Origin of the sequence: Paraburkholderia phytofirmans (assembly GCF_046028095.1) — a bacterium.
In the GTDB taxonomy this organism is placed as follows: Bacteria; Pseudomonadota; Gammaproteobacteria; order Burkholderiales; family Burkholderiaceae; genus Paraburkholderia; species Paraburkholderia phytofirmans_A.
In genome coordinates, this window is sequence record NZ_JAQQDJ010000005.1 from 1 (window position 1) to 15,341 (window position 15,341).

16 protein-coding genes are annotated in these 15,341 nt (G+C 62.5%); 9 read left to right on the forward strand and 7 right to left on the reverse strand.

Annotated elements, in window-relative coordinates:
- Positions 1–68: 68 nt before the first annotated feature.
- Genes PQR54_RS15810 through PQR54_RS15820 form a run of 3 tightly spaced genes read right to left on the reverse strand, consistent with a single transcriptional unit; the run spans position 69 to position 4,328 of the window.
- A complete protein-coding gene (locus PQR54_RS15810; RefSeq protein WP_408247196.1) occupies positions 69–806 on the reverse strand; it encodes an aspartate/glutamate racemase family protein in 738 nt (245 codons plus the stop codon).
- Entirely contained in the window at positions 803–2,020 is a 1,218-nt protein-coding gene (locus PQR54_RS15815) for an S-methyl thiohydantoin desulfurase domain-containing protein (RefSeq protein ID WP_408247198.1), read from the reverse strand. The genes PQR54_RS15810 and PQR54_RS15815 overlap by 4 nt, the downstream gene beginning before the upstream one ends.
- A complete protein-coding gene (locus PQR54_RS15820; RefSeq protein ID WP_408247200.1) occupies positions 2,010–4,328 on the reverse strand; it encodes a sigma-54 interaction domain-containing protein in 2,319 nt (772 codons plus the stop codon). Before PQR54_RS15820 ends, PQR54_RS15815 begins: the two co-directional genes overlap by 11 nt.
- A gap of 78 nt (positions 4,329–4,406) precedes the next feature.
- Between PQR54_RS15820 and PQR54_RS15825 the strand changes: the two genes are divergently transcribed.
- A complete protein-coding gene (locus PQR54_RS15825; protein WP_408247202.1) occupies positions 4,407–4,646 on the forward strand; it encodes a hypothetical protein in 240 nt (79 codons plus the stop codon).
- A 117-nt stretch (positions 4,647–4,763) separates the two neighbouring features.
- On the opposite strand, the gene PQR54_RS15830 is transcribed toward PQR54_RS15825, so the two are convergent.
- Together PQR54_RS15830 and PQR54_RS15835 are read right to left on the reverse strand one after the other, a co-directional pair.
- Positions 4,764–5,408 carry a helix-turn-helix transcriptional regulator gene (locus PQR54_RS15830; protein WP_408247204.1) on the reverse strand — a complete coding sequence of 215 codons (645 nt, stop codon included), beginning with the start codon at positions 5,406–5,408 and terminating at the stop codon, positions 4,764–4,766.
- A gap of 120 nt (positions 5,409–5,528) precedes the next feature.
- Complete coding sequence (locus tag PQR54_RS15835; protein ID WP_408247206.1) at positions 5,529–6,497, reverse strand: ornithine cyclodeaminase family protein; 969 nt, start codon at positions 6,495–6,497, stop codon at positions 5,529–5,531.
- A gap of 239 nt (positions 6,498–6,736) precedes the next feature.
- Here PQR54_RS15835 and PQR54_RS15840 point away from each other — a divergent pair, with 239 nt between their 5' ends.
- From PQR54_RS15840 to PQR54_RS15850, 3 genes are all read left to right on the forward strand, one after another.
- A complete protein-coding gene (locus tag PQR54_RS15840) occupies positions 6,737–7,525 on the forward strand; it encodes an ABC transporter substrate-binding protein (RefSeq protein ID WP_408247208.1) in 789 nt (262 codons plus the stop codon).
- 97 nt (positions 7,526–7,622) lie between these two features.
- Positions 7,623–8,864 (forward strand): NAD(P)/FAD-dependent oxidoreductase, encoded by a 1,242-nt coding sequence (locus PQR54_RS15845; protein WP_408247210.1) that lies wholly within the window; start codon positions 7,623–7,625, stop codon positions 8,862–8,864.
- Between the two features lie 45 nt (positions 8,865–8,909).
- The gene (locus PQR54_RS15850) at positions 8,910–10,031 is read left to right on the forward strand and encodes an aminotransferase (RefSeq protein ID WP_408247212.1); all 1,122 of its coding nucleotides are present in this window, start codon (positions 8,910–8,912) and stop codon (positions 10,029–10,031) included.
- 37 nt (positions 10,032–10,068) lie between these two features.
- On the opposite strand, the gene PQR54_RS15855 is transcribed toward PQR54_RS15850, so the two are convergent.
- Both PQR54_RS15855 and nhaR read right to left on the reverse strand, forming a co-directional pair.
- Positions 10,069–10,470, reverse strand: coding sequence for a hypothetical protein (locus tag PQR54_RS15855; RefSeq protein ID WP_408247214.1), 402 nt, complete (start codon positions 10,468–10,470; stop codon positions 10,069–10,071).
- A 65-nt stretch (positions 10,471–10,535) separates the two neighbouring features.
- On the reverse strand, positions 10,536–11,432 hold the full coding sequence (gene nhaR, locus PQR54_RS15860) for a transcriptional activator NhaR (RefSeq protein WP_408247216.1): 897 nt from the start codon (positions 11,430–11,432) through the stop codon (positions 10,536–10,538).
- Between the two features lie 148 nt (positions 11,433–11,580).
- On the opposite strand from nhaR, the gene PQR54_RS15865 reads away from it, so the two are divergent.
- The 5 genes from PQR54_RS15865 to PQR54_RS15885 all read left to right on the forward strand — a co-directional run bounded on the left by PQR54_RS15865 (position 11,581) and on the right by PQR54_RS15885 (position 15,198).
- On the forward strand, positions 11,581–12,072 hold the full coding sequence (locus PQR54_RS15865; RefSeq protein WP_408247218.1) for a CBS domain-containing protein: 492 nt from the start codon (positions 11,581–11,583) through the stop codon (positions 12,070–12,072).
- 86 nt (positions 12,073–12,158) lie between these two features.
- On the forward strand, positions 12,159–13,124 hold the full coding sequence (locus tag PQR54_RS15870) for a Tim44 domain-containing protein (protein ID WP_408247219.1): 966 nt from the start codon (positions 12,159–12,161) through the stop codon (positions 13,122–13,124).
- A 653-nt stretch (positions 13,125–13,777) separates the two neighbouring features.
- The gene (locus tag PQR54_RS15875; RefSeq protein WP_408247221.1) at positions 13,778–14,380 is read left to right on the forward strand and encodes a septal ring lytic transglycosylase RlpA family protein; all 603 of its coding nucleotides are present in this window, start codon (positions 13,778–13,780) and stop codon (positions 14,378–14,380) included.
- A 253-nt stretch (positions 14,381–14,633) separates the two neighbouring features.
- Complete coding sequence (locus tag PQR54_RS15880) at positions 14,634–14,927, forward strand: GYD domain-containing protein (protein ID WP_408248040.1); 294 nt, start codon at positions 14,634–14,636, stop codon at positions 14,925–14,927.
- Positions 14,928–14,988: 61 nt separating this feature from the next.
- Entirely contained in the window at positions 14,989–15,198 is a 210-nt protein-coding gene (locus PQR54_RS15885) for a hypothetical protein (RefSeq protein WP_408247223.1), read from the forward strand.
- Positions 15,199–15,341 lie beyond the last annotated feature (143 nt).

The window sequence follows — 15,341 nt, forward strand, 5'->3', positions numbered from 1 at the left end:
GAAACGGGGGGGGGGCGGGCGCGGCAAGCGTGCCGCGCCGGACCAGCATAACAAGACAAGCAACCGGCTTACGACTGCAAACTGACCTTGCTGTAAGTCAACCGGCTGGGACGTACCTTCATCCGCACCAGCGAGACGAGGAAGCTGAAGCCGGCCTGATTCGGATCGATCACCGGCACATACGCGCCGAGCGCCTCGCCAAGCAGCGTGGACACGCGGCTCGCGACGTCCACGAAACCCGTGCAGCCAAGCAGAATGGCCTGCGCGCCGTCGTCCTTGATCGCCTTCAGCGCCGCCTCGAAGGTGCGAACGACCACCACGTCGACGTTGTCGAGCTGCGAAACCGGGCAATCGATCGCGCGGATCGACGCGAAGTTGTCCTGGATGCCGTAAGTCTGCGGATGACCGCGCTGCATCGCCAGCGTGCTCTGCAGGATCGTGATGATCGAGAAGCGCTGGCTGAGCGCGAGCGCGGTGAAGGCCGTAGCGGGAAAGCCGCCGATGATCGGGATATCGATCACTTCGCGCGCCGCCTCGACGCCGCACATGTCGAAGTCGGTCAGCCAGATGCCGTCGAAGCCGTCGTTGGCGATCGCCTGCGCCAGTTCGACCACCGGCATGCCGTTCTGCAGCCAGTTCGTGCGGTTCTCGATATCGGGATGCCCCGTGGTGATATTGCGGATCTCGACCTGCACGTCCGCCGGCAGGACCGGCGCGATCGCTTTCATGATGCGGTCGTTATAGGCCGACGTGGCGACGGGCACGAGCACGCAGATGCGGATAGGGGAGTTCGAAGGCGTGCTCATGATGCCTCTCCCTTACGTGCGGTGTGGAGCGTCTCAAGCGGCACATACGGCCCGAGATAGCCGAGCGTGTTCAGCAACTGCATGAAGCTGTCGAGAATCAGGCCGGGCTTGCGCAACTCGGCTTCGGCACGCCAGGCGATCAGCGTCACGGGGCGCTTGCCGATCACCGGGTTCAACGAACCGTCGTCCTTGAGCAAATCGCCGTTGCTGAAGATCGCCTGACCTTCGCCGCCGACGAAATACGCCACGCTGTCCGGCGACAACACGATCGGCTGCGGATTGGCGCTGTCCCACGCAAGCAGCGACTCGTTCTGATACAGCACCGTATAGGTCCGCTGGCCGGCCTGAATATGCACCTTGCCGACGTCGAAGCCGCCGCTCGTATCGACCTCGGCCGAAACGAGCTCGCCGGGTTCCGAGATGGCGCGCGCGGCCAGTCCGCAATGCTCGGCGAGATAGCCGATCATCTGCTGCGCGCTGCCGATCCGCCCGGCTTGCAACGCGCGCCCGAGTTCCAGCGCGCGCGTCAAGGTGCCGTGAATCGGCGTGGCGTGGCGGATCTCGGCCGGCTTCATTACCCACATCGCGAGGCCGCCGAACTGGCCGAATTCTGGATCGGCGACGACCGGACGCATCATCTGCTCGACGATCGCCGACACGTCGCGTTGATGCGTCGGGCCGCCCTGATTGCTGTTGCGCGGCGTCACGTCGAGCTCGACGCACAGGCCGCCCTGGCTCACGAGAAACGCCGGGCGCGGATCGATCTCGGCGGCCGCGAAGGTGAGCATCGGCAGCGAGGGTACGGCGCGGCCGGCGCCGTCGGCGTCGATCACCGCGAGGCCGAGTTTCGCCGCCACCAGCGCCGCCACCGTGAAGCCCAGCGCGCCGCTTTCCGGCGGCATCACGTAGGCGAGCTTCGTCGATTGTGAGGCGAGCCGGGCCTGAACGTTCTGCACGGCCGTCACGGGCCCGAGCGGATACGTCGCGGAGTTGATCGCTTCAGGCGCGCCGAGGTAGGCGACCATGACGGCCGCGCCTTCGGTGGCCTCGTCGACCGACACGACCTTGACCGTGTCGGTGGGGTAATAGTCGCCGGTCACGAAATGCTCGGCGAGATGCCGTGCGGATTCGATCGTGCCGCCGCCGCCGCTACCGAAGAACGCTGCTCCCAATAGCAGCGGTTCCAGATCTTCCCGGCGTAATTCATATGCCATTTGCGATTCCTTTACTGTCGAGGTTGAAAGATGCGTCCAGCTGAAGTTCGGCAAGCAGATTCGCGGCGCTGGTGACGCGAGTCGTCGGATCGGTGGTCAGCGAGCGCAAGCCGCGCTCGAGTGTGTCGATGGCTTCGGCGCTGCGGCCGGTGGAGCGCAGCAGATCGGCGAGATAGCGCGCGGCGTCCACGCGCGCCGGCACCGAACCGAACGCGAGCGCGGTGGACAGCGCGGTGCGCAGACCGAGTTCGGCGGCGTTCACGTCGCCGAGCGCCCACTGCGCGCGCGCCCGGGTGACCAGCAGTTCGCCCAGATAGACGCGCTCCTGGCGGGCGAGGGTCTCGTCGATCGCGGTGGCGAGAATCGCCTCGCAAGTTTTTGCGCGGCCGGCGCGCAACAGCAGTTCGCCGTGCTGCCACGTCTTGAACGAATAGAACAGCGCACCGCCATTGCACACGACGTGATTGTCGTAGCCGTCGAGCATCACGGTTTCCGCTTGGTCGGAATGGCCGAGCGCACTGAGATGGCAGGCGCGCAGCACCTGGCCGACGCCGCGATAGAACGCGAAGCCGTTCGCGATCGACACCGATTCGAGTTCGCTCGCGAGGTCGCCGAGCCGGTCCACGTCGTCGAACAGGCAGGCGAGCCACGCGGCGCCCTGCAGGTTGACGGCATGCGCGAGCGCATGCGCGCCCGGTTCGGACGCGCGCAGGATCAACATCTCCATGGCGCGCCGCGCCTGCCCGAATGCGCCGATCTGATACGCGGCCAGCCCTTCGAAAGTCAACGCGAGGCTGGCGAGATCGATCCCTTGCGAGCCGGTACGGGTGTCGTTGCGCCCCACGCCGAGCAGGTTGCCGCGCGCGAGACAGGCCAGCGCTTCCTCGCTGTCGCCGAGCCAGAAGAGGGTGTTGGTCATCGCGACGTGGGCTTCGTCGAGCGAGACCCGGTCGCCGCCGTTCTGCGCGCGCTCCAGCATGTTCTGCGCGGTGCCGCGCGCCTGCTTCAGCTGGAGCGTCGTCAGTTGCGTGGTCCAGATGCCGAACTGGATCGCGGCGATCTCGGCGGGCTCGCAGACGCCTTCGCCGATTGTCAGCGCGGCGGCGTAGCAGGCGGTGGCTTCCGCATAGAGCCAGCCGTGCACGCTGCGCAAGCTCATGCCGAGCAGCCGGTAGGCGTCGAACTGCAAACGGCGCACGGCCTCCTGTTCGTGAGGCGTCTGCAGCACGTCGAGGCAGCGGCGCAACAGTGGAATCGCTTCCGCGAACTTCGACTCCTCGATCAGCGCGCTCGCGTGTTCGAGACACTTGCGCGCTTCCCGGTGATGTTCCTCGCGCGACTTCAAACGCCGCTCGATGGTCTTGCGTCCCACACCGAGCATGGTGGCGGCCGCGCTCTTATTGCCGCTGGTCCGCTCGAGCGCGCGGTCGATCAGGAGGTCTTCGGCGGCGGCGAGCTTGTCGCGGCCCTCGAGCTGCAACAGCATGTCGGCAAGACTAGCGCGCGACACCGGCCCGCTGGTTTCGTTAGCGAGAAACGGTTCGAGCGAGTCGACATCGATCAGCGTGTTTTCGGCGAGCACGCTCAACTGACTGATCAGGTTGCGCAATTGCCGGATATGGCCCGGCCACGAATGCTGGCAAAGCCGCCGGATCGCAGCCGGCGAGAACTCGAGACGGCGCGCGTGCTGCGCTGCGAAGTGGGTGACAAGCGCCGGAATGTCCTCGATGCGCTGTTCGAGTCCGGGGACGGCGAGCACGAACACCGCGAGGCGGTAGAACAGGTCCTCGCGAAATAGCCCTTCGCGCGCGAGTTCGCGCAGATCGCGATGCGTCGCGGCGACGACGCGCCCCGCGAAATGCAGACTGGTGGATGAGCCGATCGGACGGAAGGTGCGCGTTTCAAGCACGCGTAACAGTTTCGGCTGCAGCGCGAGCGGCAGTTCGCCGATTTCATCGAGCAGCAGCGTGCCCTTGCCGACCTGCTGAAAAAGTCCCTGGCGATTTTCGGCCGCGCCGGTGAACGCGCCTTTCACATGCCCGAACAGTTCGGCTTCGACGAGGTTCTCGGGAATCGCGCCGCAGTTGACGTCGACGAACGGTTGATCCTGGCGCTGGCTGTGCGCATGCACCCGGCGCGCGACCAGTTCCTTGCCGGAACCCGTCGGGCCGAAGATGAGCAAAGGATGATCAGTCGGGGCGACCCGATCGATCATCCGGACCAGTTGGCGAAACGCCGGGGCGCCGCCCACGAAGGCGCCCGAATCAGCCTTGTCGTGGGCGAACGGAACGACAGGGGTGTAGCTCATTGCAAAGCACGCTCCACTTGAACCGCGCGTGGCGCAACGCGGAAATTGCCGTCGAAAGGACGGAGCGGACGGTCATGCATGGATCGCGTTTCCGGTGAAGTTTTCCGGATGCGTTGCCGGGACCGTCCACTGCAAGAAGAGACAGAGTATGACGGCTTGTTGCCGATCTTGCCCTTTTCCAAATTAATCGTCGCAACGGCGCATTTGCGGATTTCATCGCAATGTGTTGCGAGCCGTGCAGCGCTGTCCGGCTGGAGGCTGATGAAAGCTTGCGGCGCTGCCGCCGGTTCGGCGGCAGGCGGGGTAGATTGCGTGTAAGGGCAAGGCACGAATGGGTATCTGGTGCGACGGCAAAAACGCGCCTGGCGGTTGATGATGCGTTACCCGGATAACGGCGTCCCAGTCATGTTTCTTTAATAAAAGTGGGCCCGCCGGTCAGGCCGCCGCGCCTCGCAGATCCCTGATGTGTTGATAGACGGTGGCGCGCCCCATTCCGAGAACGTTCGCCACGTAATTCGCGGCGCTTTTTCCTTTGAACGCGCCCTCGGCCCACAACGCTTCGACCAGTTCGCGGCGATGGTCGCGAGTCAGGGAGTTCAGCGCCAGTTGACGCTCCTGCAGCCAGGTGTGAAGGAACGTGTTGATGCGCTCCTGCCAGTCGTCCTTGAACAGTTCCTCGGGTTGCTTCACCACGCCGGCGCCGGAGATCACGCGGTCGATCACGTGCTTCACGTCCTCGAATACCGCGATGTTGTAGTTCACGCACATCACGCCGATGGCGGCCCCGGCGTCGTCGAACAGGACCGTGCTGACGCAGCGCATTCTCCTGCCATCCCAGTTGATTTTTTCATAAGGGCCGACGGTGCCGGACTCGGCCGTATGATCCATTTCTTCCAGCGCCGACTCGTCGCCGAGCTCGCGCTTGGACAGGTTGTTGGCTATGTAAGCAACGGTCTGGCTTTGCAAGTCATGAATGACGATCTCGACGTACGGGAAAAACAGCAGCGCGATGCCGTCGGCGACACGGCTGTATCGATCCAGAAGCAGCCGGCGGGCGGCCGTGGTCTTGGTCTTTCGCATAGGGAGAGATGAAGTTCCGGTTTTCGGAAAGTCCGCAGCGTGTTGCGTGATGGTGCTGCAGGTGCGTGTGTTATCCGCCATTTTGCCATGGGCGGGACCTCGATCCAGCCGCGCGCGCTGTCATGCATCCCGCTGCTTCAGATGCCTGAAAAGTTCGAACGCGATGGCCACGTCTTCGAGTCCGAGTCCGATCGAGCGGAAAAACGCGTGTTTCCGATAGGACGGCTTTTGCGCGACGCCCGACACCAGTTCCGGCAAATCGGCCACCACGTTTTCCGCGGACCAGCCGTGTCGCTCCGCGGCCAATTTCATTTCGCCCGCGCTGGCCGGCGTGGTCTGCCGGTAATCGCAATAGACGTCCATGGCGGGAATCCATGAGGGCGGAATTTCGTGCGCGTTCGCAGCGTTGGTGCTGATCGACGTAATGAGCGCCGGCTTGCCGAGCATGCCGTCGAGCAGCACGGGCGCACCTGATGAAGTACACAAGGCCACCACATCGGCATCGCGCACGCAGTCTTCAAGCGCGGTGCAGACGGCGACGCGTTCGTCGAGGGCCGCGAGCGTGGCGCGCTTCGCCGCGTTGTCCTCGAGGTCGGGCGAAAACACCTGAATCGAACGCCAAGGGCGGACTGACGCCAGGTGCCGCAGATGCGCCTGGCCTACCGCGCCCGAGCCGACGATCGCGAGCTTCCGCGCATCGGGCGCGGCGAGGTGCTCGATGGCTAGCGCCGTTGCGCCGGCCGTGCGCTCGATCGTGAGCAGGCCGGCATCGCACCACATCAAAGGCTGTCCCGTTTCCATCGACATCAGCGCGGTCCACGCGGTGATGACTGGCTTGGTCGGCGTGACGATGTACGGCGACAGTTTCGCGCCGAATACCCCGGCGCTCGCCATCACGCCGAGGTACGTAATGAAGTCCCCCGCGCCGCCTGGAAATAGCGTGAGCGTTTGGGGCGGCTGCACGGCGGCGTCGTTGCCGAGCGCGCGAAACATCTGCGTCAACGCCTGGCGCACGTCGAGATGAGGCAGGGCTTTGCGAATGGTTTCCTCAACGACGATCAACGGAACGGCTTTGTCTGTCTTGCTCATTGGACTGCTCTCCACAACGTTGCCGGCCTGCGGCGTGAAAGCAATTCTAAAGTCAAAATGTCCAGTCTGGACTTTTATTTTGAAAATCGCTTGCTTTTGCGGGAGTCCAGAATAGACTGTTGTTCCAGAGAAAGCGTCAGTCCGGGTTGCTCCGGTGCCATCGGCGCCGCCTCGAAGCTTTGCAGTCAGCCGTCGTCCGTGCCTTCAATTCGCGATGCCTCACCACACAGGGAGCCACCATGCTTCAGAAGCTTTCACTTTCAATTTTCGTCGCTGCTGCGTTGCTCGGTTCGGTCGGCACCGTCAGCGCGGAGACTCAAAATACCTTGCGTTTCGGCATCGAAGCCGCGTATCCGCCGTTCGAAAGCAAGTCGCCGACGGGGCAACTGGAGGGCTTCGACGTCGAGGTCGGCAACGCCGTCTGCGCGAAGATGGGCGTGAAATGCGAGTGGGTGGAGAACGCATTCGACGGGCTGATTCCCGCCTTGCAGGCCCGCAAGTTCGACGCGATCAATTCAGCCATGAACATCACCGAAAAGCGCAAGCAGACAATCGCTTTCACGCGGCCCATTTATGTCGTGCCGATCGTGATGGTCGCGAAGCGTGGTTCGGGATTGCTGCCTGACGTGAAGAGTCTGCAGGGCAAGCGCGTGGGCGTGCTGCAGGCGTCGTCGCAGGAAGATTTTCTGAAGCGCCATTGGGCGAATGCCGGCGTGTCGATCGTCTCTTATGCCGACCAGGATCAGGTATACGCGGACCTCGTGGCCGGCCGCCTCGATGCCGCCGTTCAGGAAGCGCAGACGGTTCAGGATGGTTTTCTGAACAAGCCCGCGGGCCACGACTATGCGATTGCCGGCCAGCCGCTCAGCGATCCGGCGACGCTCGGCGAAGGCACCGGCTTCGGCTTGCGCAAGGGCGACAAGGCGCTGGCCGGGAAAATCGATGCCGCGCTCGACGCGCTGAAGAAAGACGGCACGCTCAGCGCGCTTTCGCAGAAGTACTTCAAACGCGACATCATCGCCAAGTAAGGCGTTGTCGAACCGGTGCGAACGGAGTCGCACCGGACCTGTGTGCGTGCTGTCGCATGCATGCTTCCGGTCCCGCCAGGGAAAGCAGAGCGAGTGTATGGATTTCGATGTCATCGTGCTGGGCGCGGGGATCGTCGGCGTGTCGTCCGCGCTGCACTTGCAGGATCGCGGCCGCCGGGTGGCGCTGGTCGACCGGCGTGGTCCGGGTGAAGAGACCAGCTTCGGCAACGCCGGCCTGATCGAGAGTTCGTCGGTGGTTCCGTACGCTTTTCCGCGCGATCTCGGCACGCTGCTGCGTTATGCGCGCAATCGCTCGACCGACCTTTACTGGGACTATCGGGCGCTGCCGTCTTTTGCCGGCTGGCTCGCGCGCTTCTGGTGGGAATCGTCACCCGAACGGCTGATGGCCGCGGCGCACGATATGCTGCCGCTGATGCGGCACAGCGTTGCGGAGCACGATGCGCTGATCGCGCGTGCTGGCCTCGAACAGCTAGCGAGCGACAAAGGCTGGATCGAGGCGTTTCGCACGCCGGCGGAATTCTTGCGGCAAGCGGCGGCAGCCGAAGTCACGGCAAGCACCTATGGGTTGCGTGTGACGACGCTCGACGCCGCGGCACTGGCCGCGCGCGAGCCCGGCGTCGCAGAGGGATTTTGCGGGGCGTTGCATTGGCAGGATCCGAAGAGCATCGTCAACCCCGGCGCGTTGACGAAAGGTTATGCGCGGCTGTTCGAGGAGGGCGGCGGCGCGCTGTTGACGGGCGAGGCGACGACGGTGAAGGCGGAAGGCGGCGCGTGGACCGTGCAGACTTCGTCGGGCAGGATCAGCGCGAAAGAGGTCGTCGTCGCGCTGGGCCCGTGGTCGGATCGGGTGTTCGCGCCGCTCGGATATCGCATTCCGCTGCGGGCGAAACGCGGCTATCACATGCATTACCAACCCACACAACCCATGCTGTCGATGCCGCTCGTAGACTCGCAGCAGGGTTACGTGGTGGCGCCGATGCAAGGCCGCTTGCGGCTCACAACAGGCGTCGAAATAGCCCGGCGCGAGGCGGAGCCGACAGGTGTGCAACTGGAGCGAGCGGAGCGTACCGCCAGACCGACATTCGGTCTCGGCGCGCGGCTCGACGAACATCCGTGGCTCGGCTTGCGTCCGTGCACGCCCGACATGCGGCCGGTCATCGGGCCCGCGCCGCGCCATCGCGGGCTCTGGTTTGCGTTTGGCCACAACCACCATGGCTTGACGCTCGGTCCGGTGACGGGTCGTCTGCTGGCGGAGATGATGACGGGCGCCCAGCCTTTTATCGATGCGCGGCCATTTCGTCCCGAGCGGTTCCGCTAGATGTTCACCGACGGATCACCTGATTGAATAACAAAGGAGAGTGAGATGAAGATCAAGGACTTCGGCGTCGAACGCTGGATGGATCTGTACGAAAACCGGTGTACGTGCAATCTGGCGGAAACCTGCGTGGAATCGCTAACGGTCGATCAGTTGCTGACGCTCGCGAACAAACAGGACAACATTCTCGACGAGCTGCGCGGGCTCAAGCTGACCTACGGCGCGATCGAAGGATCGGCCCGCTTGCGTGCAGCGATCTCGGCCATGTACGCGCGTCAGTCGCCGGAAAACCTGATCGTGACGCACGGCGCCATCGGCGGCAACGCGCTGGTGTACGAAACCCTGGTCGAGCCTGGCGACACGGTGATTTCCGTTCTGCCGACCTACCAGCAACACTATTCGATTCCCGAGAGCTACGGCGCCGACGTGCGGATTCTGAAGCTGCGCGAAGAGAACGGGTTTCTGCCGGATCTCGCCGAACTGCGTAGTCTCGTCAACGACAAAACCCGGCTCATCGCGATCAACAACCCCAACAATCCCACCGGTTCGCTGATGGACGAGGCGTTCCTCGCCGAAGTCGGCGAGATCGCGCGTTCGTGCGGAGCGTACGTGCTATGCGACGAGGTGTATCGCGGCACGGACCAGCAAGGCAGCGGTTATACGGCTTCGATTGCGGATCTGTACGAGCGCGGCATCAGTACCGGCAGCATGTCCAAAACGTACTCGCTCGCGGGTTTGCGGCTCGGCTGGATCGCCGGCCCGAAGGATCTGATTCGCGCCGTGGCGATTCATCGCGACTACAACACGATCAGCGTGGGCATGATCGACGATCATTTTGCTTCAATCGCGCTGGAAAATCGTGCGGCGATTCTGGCGCGCAACCACGACATCGTGCGGACCAACCTGGCGATCGTCGACGCATGGATTGCCGAAGAACCGGCGATGTCTTATATCAAGCCCAAGTCCGGAACCACGGCATTGTTGAAGTACGACCTGTCGATGTCGTCGCTTGAATTCTGCACTGAACTGATCGAACAAACCGGCGTGATGCTGACGCCGGGCAGTGCGCTCGACATGGAAGGTTATGTGCGCCTCGGCTACGCCAACAACCGCGATGTGCTTGAAACAGGGCTTGCCAAAATCTCGGATTTTCTTGCGAAGCGCGCCTGAGTCATTGCTACATTGCCAAACGGGGCGTGAGGCGTGTTCACTCCTCGCACTTCACGTCCTGTCTTCGCACGGAAATGATCACCGGATACGTTCCGTGTTCGAGTTCCACGCGCGCGACGACGGACATCGTCTCGCTGTCGATATCGTCGTACACGCTGACCTTTTCACGCCGCAGACTCGTGAGTCCGGTGCAGCCGGACGCACGACCCTCGTCGGAAACCTTGCATTGAATCGGGTTGTCCGCGAGGAAGCGATAGCGGTCTCTTTCCGGTGTCGCCAGATATTCGCGAAAGCTCCGCGCGGACCCGCCGATACCGGTGACATACCCAATCGCGCACTGCAGTTTGGGTGTGTCGCTGCTCGCGGATGTCTGCGCGGTCGCGGCCGTGCTTGCAGCCGCGATGAGTGCCACGAGTGTCGATGCAAAGAGGTATTTCATGGCGCGAATCAAGGTAGTCGGATCGAAGTGCTGGATTGTAATGGCATCTCCGCAAGCATGCTCCGCTAGACGTTGAACAGCTCGCTGCGCGCGGCGTCCAGAATCATCGCGACAGCCGGATGGCTGATCCGGCGCTCGATCGAGATCGCAAAGAATTCCTCGACGATGGAATTGATCTGCCCGACCGTCGTGAGTTTGTGCTCGGCCTGTAACTGGCTTTCCAGCACGGTGGGCGCGAACAGCAAGCCGCGGCCTTCACGAGCAAATGCCATGGTCATCGCGCCATCGTCGAATTCGCCGACGATGCGCGGTGAAATAGCATGGGACGCCAGCCAGTGGTCCAGTTTGCGGCGCACCGCCGATTCCGTACCGGGCAGCAGCACCGGCAACTGACCGAGCGACAACGGAAAGCGTTTCTTGCCGCTCTGGATCAGCGCCTGCGCGCCGAAGCAACTAAGCGTGGAACGGCCGAGCCGGTGATTGAACGCCTTGACATTGACGTCGGCGGGAATGGGAGCATCCGCGATGATCAGGTCGAGGCGGTGCAAGGCCAGTTGCGCGAGCAGCGCATGCAGCTTGCCCTCGTGGCAGATCATGCGCACCGACACGGACGGGCTTAGCGCCGGCTCCAGCAGCCGGTAAGCGATCGCCTTCGGCACCGAATCCGCGATGCCGACGCGAAACCGCGTTTGCGGGCCCGCTTCGTTCTCGCGCCGCACGGCGCTTTCGAGCTCCGAGCCTAGCGAGAATATTTCGTCGGCGTAATCGAGCGCCAGGCGGCCTGCGTCGGTCAGTTCGAGCGTGCGGCCGCTTTTCCTGAACAGCTTCTTATCCAGCGCTTCTTCGAGCAGTTTGATCTGGCCGCTCAGCGTTTGCGGCGAGATATGCAACTGCTCGCCCGCCCGAACGATGCCGCCCGCGTGCGCCGCGACCCAGAAGTAATGCAGATGCTTAAAGTTCACGATTGCTCCAAAGATTACGAAATGCTACGGTTTTCTCGAAGTATCGATATAAAAAATACGCATTTTACGTTATCTCGTGTTCAGGTAGATTGAGGTCTCGCCCAAGGGTTCGTGTGGGGCGGCTAACGGTAGCTGACGGAGGTGGCAGATGGCATCGGTTGCACAATTCCTGCGTTCAAAGGCGTCCCAGACAGTATGGTCGACCCAGGCATCCACCTCGGTCTACGACGCGGTCGCGATCATGGCTCACCGGCGGGTGGGCGCGCTCATCGTCGTCCATGAGGGGCGTGTGGCCGGCATCGTCACGGAGCGCGACTACGCGCGCAAGATCGCGCTAATGCACCGCTCATCAAGGAATACGCCGGTGCGCGACATTATGTCGACGACCGTGCGCTATGTCGGCCCGGAGCAGACCACCGAGGAATGCATGGCGCTCATGACGGAGTACCGGATCCGCTATTTGCCTGTGATTACGGAAGGACAGGTGATCGGCATGGTGTCGATCGGCGATCTGATCAAGAACCTGATTGCCGAGCAGGAAGACACGATCCGGCAGTTGGAGCACTACATCCATGGCAACACTGTTCAGGTCGGCCACCATGGCTTTCAAACGCACTCACCAGCCGGTTTTGCGACCTGAAAAAAATTACTGTTCGTAATGTATTCGGCGCGACGAGGCAGAACGCGCGAAGCGGACAGTCCCCTGACTTACCAAAGAGGCTTTTTATGTACACGCAGATAATCAATCAACTTCGACGTGCTGCCGGCGCGGTGACGCGCGGGACGGCGGCGCTCGGTCTGGCGGGGCTCCTTGCTCTCGGCGCCGTGGCTTCGAACGATGCCGAAGCGAAGCGCGTGGGCGGGAGCCAAAGCATCGGCCGTCAGTCGCAAGCGGCGTCGCCGTCCGGGCCGGCACAACGCAGCCAGCAAGCTCAACCGGCCCAGCAGGCCGCACAGGCGCCGGCCGCCGCGGCGGGTAATCGCTGGATGGGGCCGCTCGCCGGACTCGCCGCCGGACTCGGCATTGCGGCGTTGCTGTCATCGTTTGGCCTCGGCGAAGGGCTCGCGCAATTGATGTCCAATGCGTTGCTGATCGGCGCAGTGATTCTCGCGGGCGTCATGCTGTTTCGCTTTATCGCCAATCGGCGTCGTCCGGATCTCGCTTATGGACACGGCGCCGCGAACCGGCAGCAAAACGGCGCCTCGCCATTGTTGAATCAGATGGGGCAAGCGCGGCCTGAAACGACGACTTTTCGCGGCTGGCCGCGTGCCGCGATGGGATCGGCCGCAGCAACGGACACCATGAAGGCGCCCGAGCTTTCGTCCGGGCCGGATCAGACGGCGTTTCTCGTATCGGCGAAGGCGATGTTCATGCGACTTCAAGGTGCATGGGACCGCAACGAGCAGGGTGACCTGTTCGAGTTGACGACGCCGGAGATGTTCGCGCGTCTCAAGCAGGATCTGGAAACGCGGGGCCGCGAGGCGAGCCATACGGAGGTGCCGCAACTCGAAGCTGAGGTGCTAAGTAGCGAAAGCAACGCGGTCGAGACGCTGGTCAGCGTTCGCTTTTACGGTCAGATCCGGGAAGACGATGCACAGACCGCGCAGCCGTTCCAGGAAATCTGGAACCTGGTCAAGCAGGCGCAGGGTGACCCGGCGTGGCGACTGGCCGGCATCCAGCAGATCGACTGATAGCGGCATGGTTGAAGCCGGCGCGAAGAAGCGCCGGCTTTTTGCCGCTCATGCATTCCATTTCCTATTTCAACGAGCGGCAACGAATTACCCTGCGACCGGCATCTTCCAGACACTGAGGTGCGGCTGCTATCGATCCCCGCCACGCACTCGACCTCGATGTCGAAGCGCCCTGGCCACGCCGGCACATTGTCGGCGCAAGACCCCGCCCGGCATGATGTAGTGGATGCCTGGCGCGTCGTGCCCCTCCAACTCCAGCATGAATCCCTGACTGACCAGGCACTCGGAGAGTCCGAGTACCTGGATGTCGAGCAGGGCGAATCAACTCGTTCAGATTGCCGGGTGATAGACGTGGCGACGAAATTGCTTGTGAAACAGGCATGGGTCGTCCGCGGGAAACGAGGCAATCAACAGATGTTTGAGCGTGCACGATGATTGTTGCGGCCTTCCGGTGAAGGCAATTGTGTGGCGCAGCCGCGCGTGGACTCGCCAGGCGACTCGCGTAACGAACGGACGGACGCCGGGCCGAAGCAGACAGGCATCGCTTAACCTGGCGCGGGAGCTTTGTTTAGCATCCCGAATGCACCGGTAATTTACGTACCGCTCGTTGAACGAAGTGCCCGCTGTCTGGACAAGCTGGAAAGGAGTGGCAAATGAAAAACAATCTTCATACCACAGAGAATTGGCTACCCGGCGATGCCGACCACGTTCGTTTGCGACGCGCTCGAGGATCCATGCTTCAAACGTTTCTGTTAGTGGTCTTGTCGTGCTTCCTGAGAGCGGCGCTCCCGGCGCAACCGCAAGCGTCCGCCGATACCGGCCCGGCAAGCGCGACGCCAGCACCACGCCATCTCGATCGCTCCGGCAAGTCACGCAAGGGCAAGGCCTCGTACTATGGTCGGGAGTTTTATAAAAAAGAAATGGCCGACGGTACGCCGATGAATCCGCAATCCAATGCCGCCGCGAGCAAGACGCTACCGCTTGGCACCAAAGCCCGGGTCACGAATCTGAAAAACGGCAACAGCGAGGTGGTCGAAATCCGGGACAGGGGCCCCTATGTCAAAGATCGAATCGTCGACCTGTCACCCAAGACTGCAGATAAGCTCGGGTTGAAGAAAGACGGCGTCGTCCCCGTCGAAGTCAAACCGGTGGAAGTTCCGCAGGCCGACGGTACCGTGAAGCCGGGCGCAGGTGTACAGGAAAGCGAGCGCGGCAGATCGTCGGTCGATGTGCAGGATAGTCATTCGTTGCATTGAGCGACGCGAACGCATGCCGTCGCGCAGCACGTCGATGGAGCGTGAACTGTTCATCGTCAGCCTGTTATCTGAGGCAGTCACGACCTGCCCGCCGCTCAATTGCCGACCGAGCCAAACATCCAGTGGCACGCAATTCCATTGCATAGAATCAGGTTACGCGCAGAACGCTTTCGGGCAACCCGATCGCAGCCGCGTTCGCGATCGAGCTTGCGCGTGGACAACGCGATTCGTACTAATCGTAAGGAGAATCGTCATGGCGACCTATGTGGTTCTTGCACAATTCACCGATCAGGGCATACGCAACATTAAAAACAGTCCGCAGCGGGCGGGTCAGGCGGCGGAGTTGGCCAAGTCCTTCGGCTGTGAAATGAAAGAGATTTTCTGGACGGTGGGCAAATACGACATCGTCACGATCATCGACGCACCGGATGAACAGAGCTTCGCGGCATTCGGCTACGCGCTGGGATCGGCAGGCAATGTCCGCACGCAAACGCTGCGCGCGTTCACGAAGGACGAATGCAGCGCGATTATCGGCAAGCTTCCATAAAACAGGCCTTCATCCGGCGCGTGAACCGGTCTCTTTCCGCGACCTTTCTCAGGAGATCACAATGAACGCAAAAACAAACGACAGTGAAGACGTACGCGCATTCGTTCAAACGGCCGAGCAGGCCGGCGAGTTTGTCTGGGTGATTACGCTGGTCGACTTCGGAGCACAAAAGGTCAAACGGTCGATGGTTTCGGACGACAGGTTCGCCATGCGCGCCGCGGCTCAGGACGCCGGTGAAGCTTATTTGAAAGGGCTGACGGAAGACCGGTAAAGAGGCGCGGGAGCGCCTGTTTTCGCTCACGGACAGCACTGCCTGCGAGGCGAGGGTGACTATACTCAAAGAGGCCGCCTTTGATTCAGGTTCACCGGGTTCAGGTGAGAGCGGCGCCGTGCAGCATTTCGACGCGAGCCGGG

Bases quoted from the DNA above. Each gene is read 5' to 3' on its own strand.
- PQR54_RS15845 (WP_408247210.1), top strand. From the start codon at position 7,623: ATGGATTTCGATGTCATCGTGCTGGGCGCGGGGATCGTCGGCGTGTCG.
- PQR54_RS15815 (WP_408247198.1), bottom strand. From the start codon at position 2,020: ATGGCATATGAATTACGCCGGGAAGATCTGGAACCGCTGCTATTGGGA.
- PQR54_RS15830 (WP_408247204.1), bottom strand. From the start codon at position 5,408: ATGCGAAAGACCAAGACCACGGCCGCCCGCCGGCTGCTTCTGGATCGA.
- PQR54_RS15835 (WP_408247206.1), bottom strand. From the start codon at position 6,497: ATGAGCAAGACAGACAAAGCCGTTCCGTTGATCGTCGTTGAGGAAACC.
- PQR54_RS15850 (WP_408247212.1), top strand. From the start codon at position 8,910: ATGAAGATCAAGGACTTCGGCGTCGAACGCTGGATGGATCTGTACGAA.
- PQR54_RS15865 (WP_408247218.1), top strand. From the start codon at position 11,581: ATGGCATCGGTTGCACAATTCCTGCGTTCAAAGGCGTCCCAGACAGTA.
- PQR54_RS15875 (WP_408247221.1), top strand. From the start codon at position 13,778: ATGAAAAACAATCTTCATACCACAGAGAATTGGCTACCCGGCGATGCC.
- PQR54_RS15810 (WP_408247196.1), bottom strand. From the start codon at position 806: ATGAGCACGCCTTCGAACTCCCCTATCCGCATCTGCGTGCTCGTGCCC.
- PQR54_RS15825 (WP_408247202.1), top strand. From the start codon at position 4,407: ATGGATCGCGTTTCCGGTGAAGTTTTCCGGATGCGTTGCCGGGACCGT.
- PQR54_RS15820 (WP_408247200.1), bottom strand. From the start codon at position 4,328: ATGAGCTACACCCCTGTCGTTCCGTTCGCCCACGACAAGGCTGATTCG.
- PQR54_RS15855 (WP_408247214.1), bottom strand. From the start codon at position 10,470: ATGAAATACCTCTTTGCATCGACACTCGTGGCACTCATCGCGGCTGCA.
- PQR54_RS15870 (WP_408247219.1), top strand. From the start codon at position 12,159: ATGTACACGCAGATAATCAATCAACTTCGACGTGCTGCCGGCGCGGTG.
- PQR54_RS15840 (WP_408247208.1), top strand. From the start codon at position 6,737: ATGCTTCAGAAGCTTTCACTTTCAATTTTCGTCGCTGCTGCGTTGCTC.
- PQR54_RS15880 (WP_408248040.1), top strand. From the start codon at position 14,634: ATGGCGACCTATGTGGTTCTTGCACAATTCACCGATCAGGGCATACGC.
- PQR54_RS15885 (WP_408247223.1), top strand. From the start codon at position 14,989: ATGAACGCAAAAACAAACGACAGTGAAGACGTACGCGCATTCGTTCAA.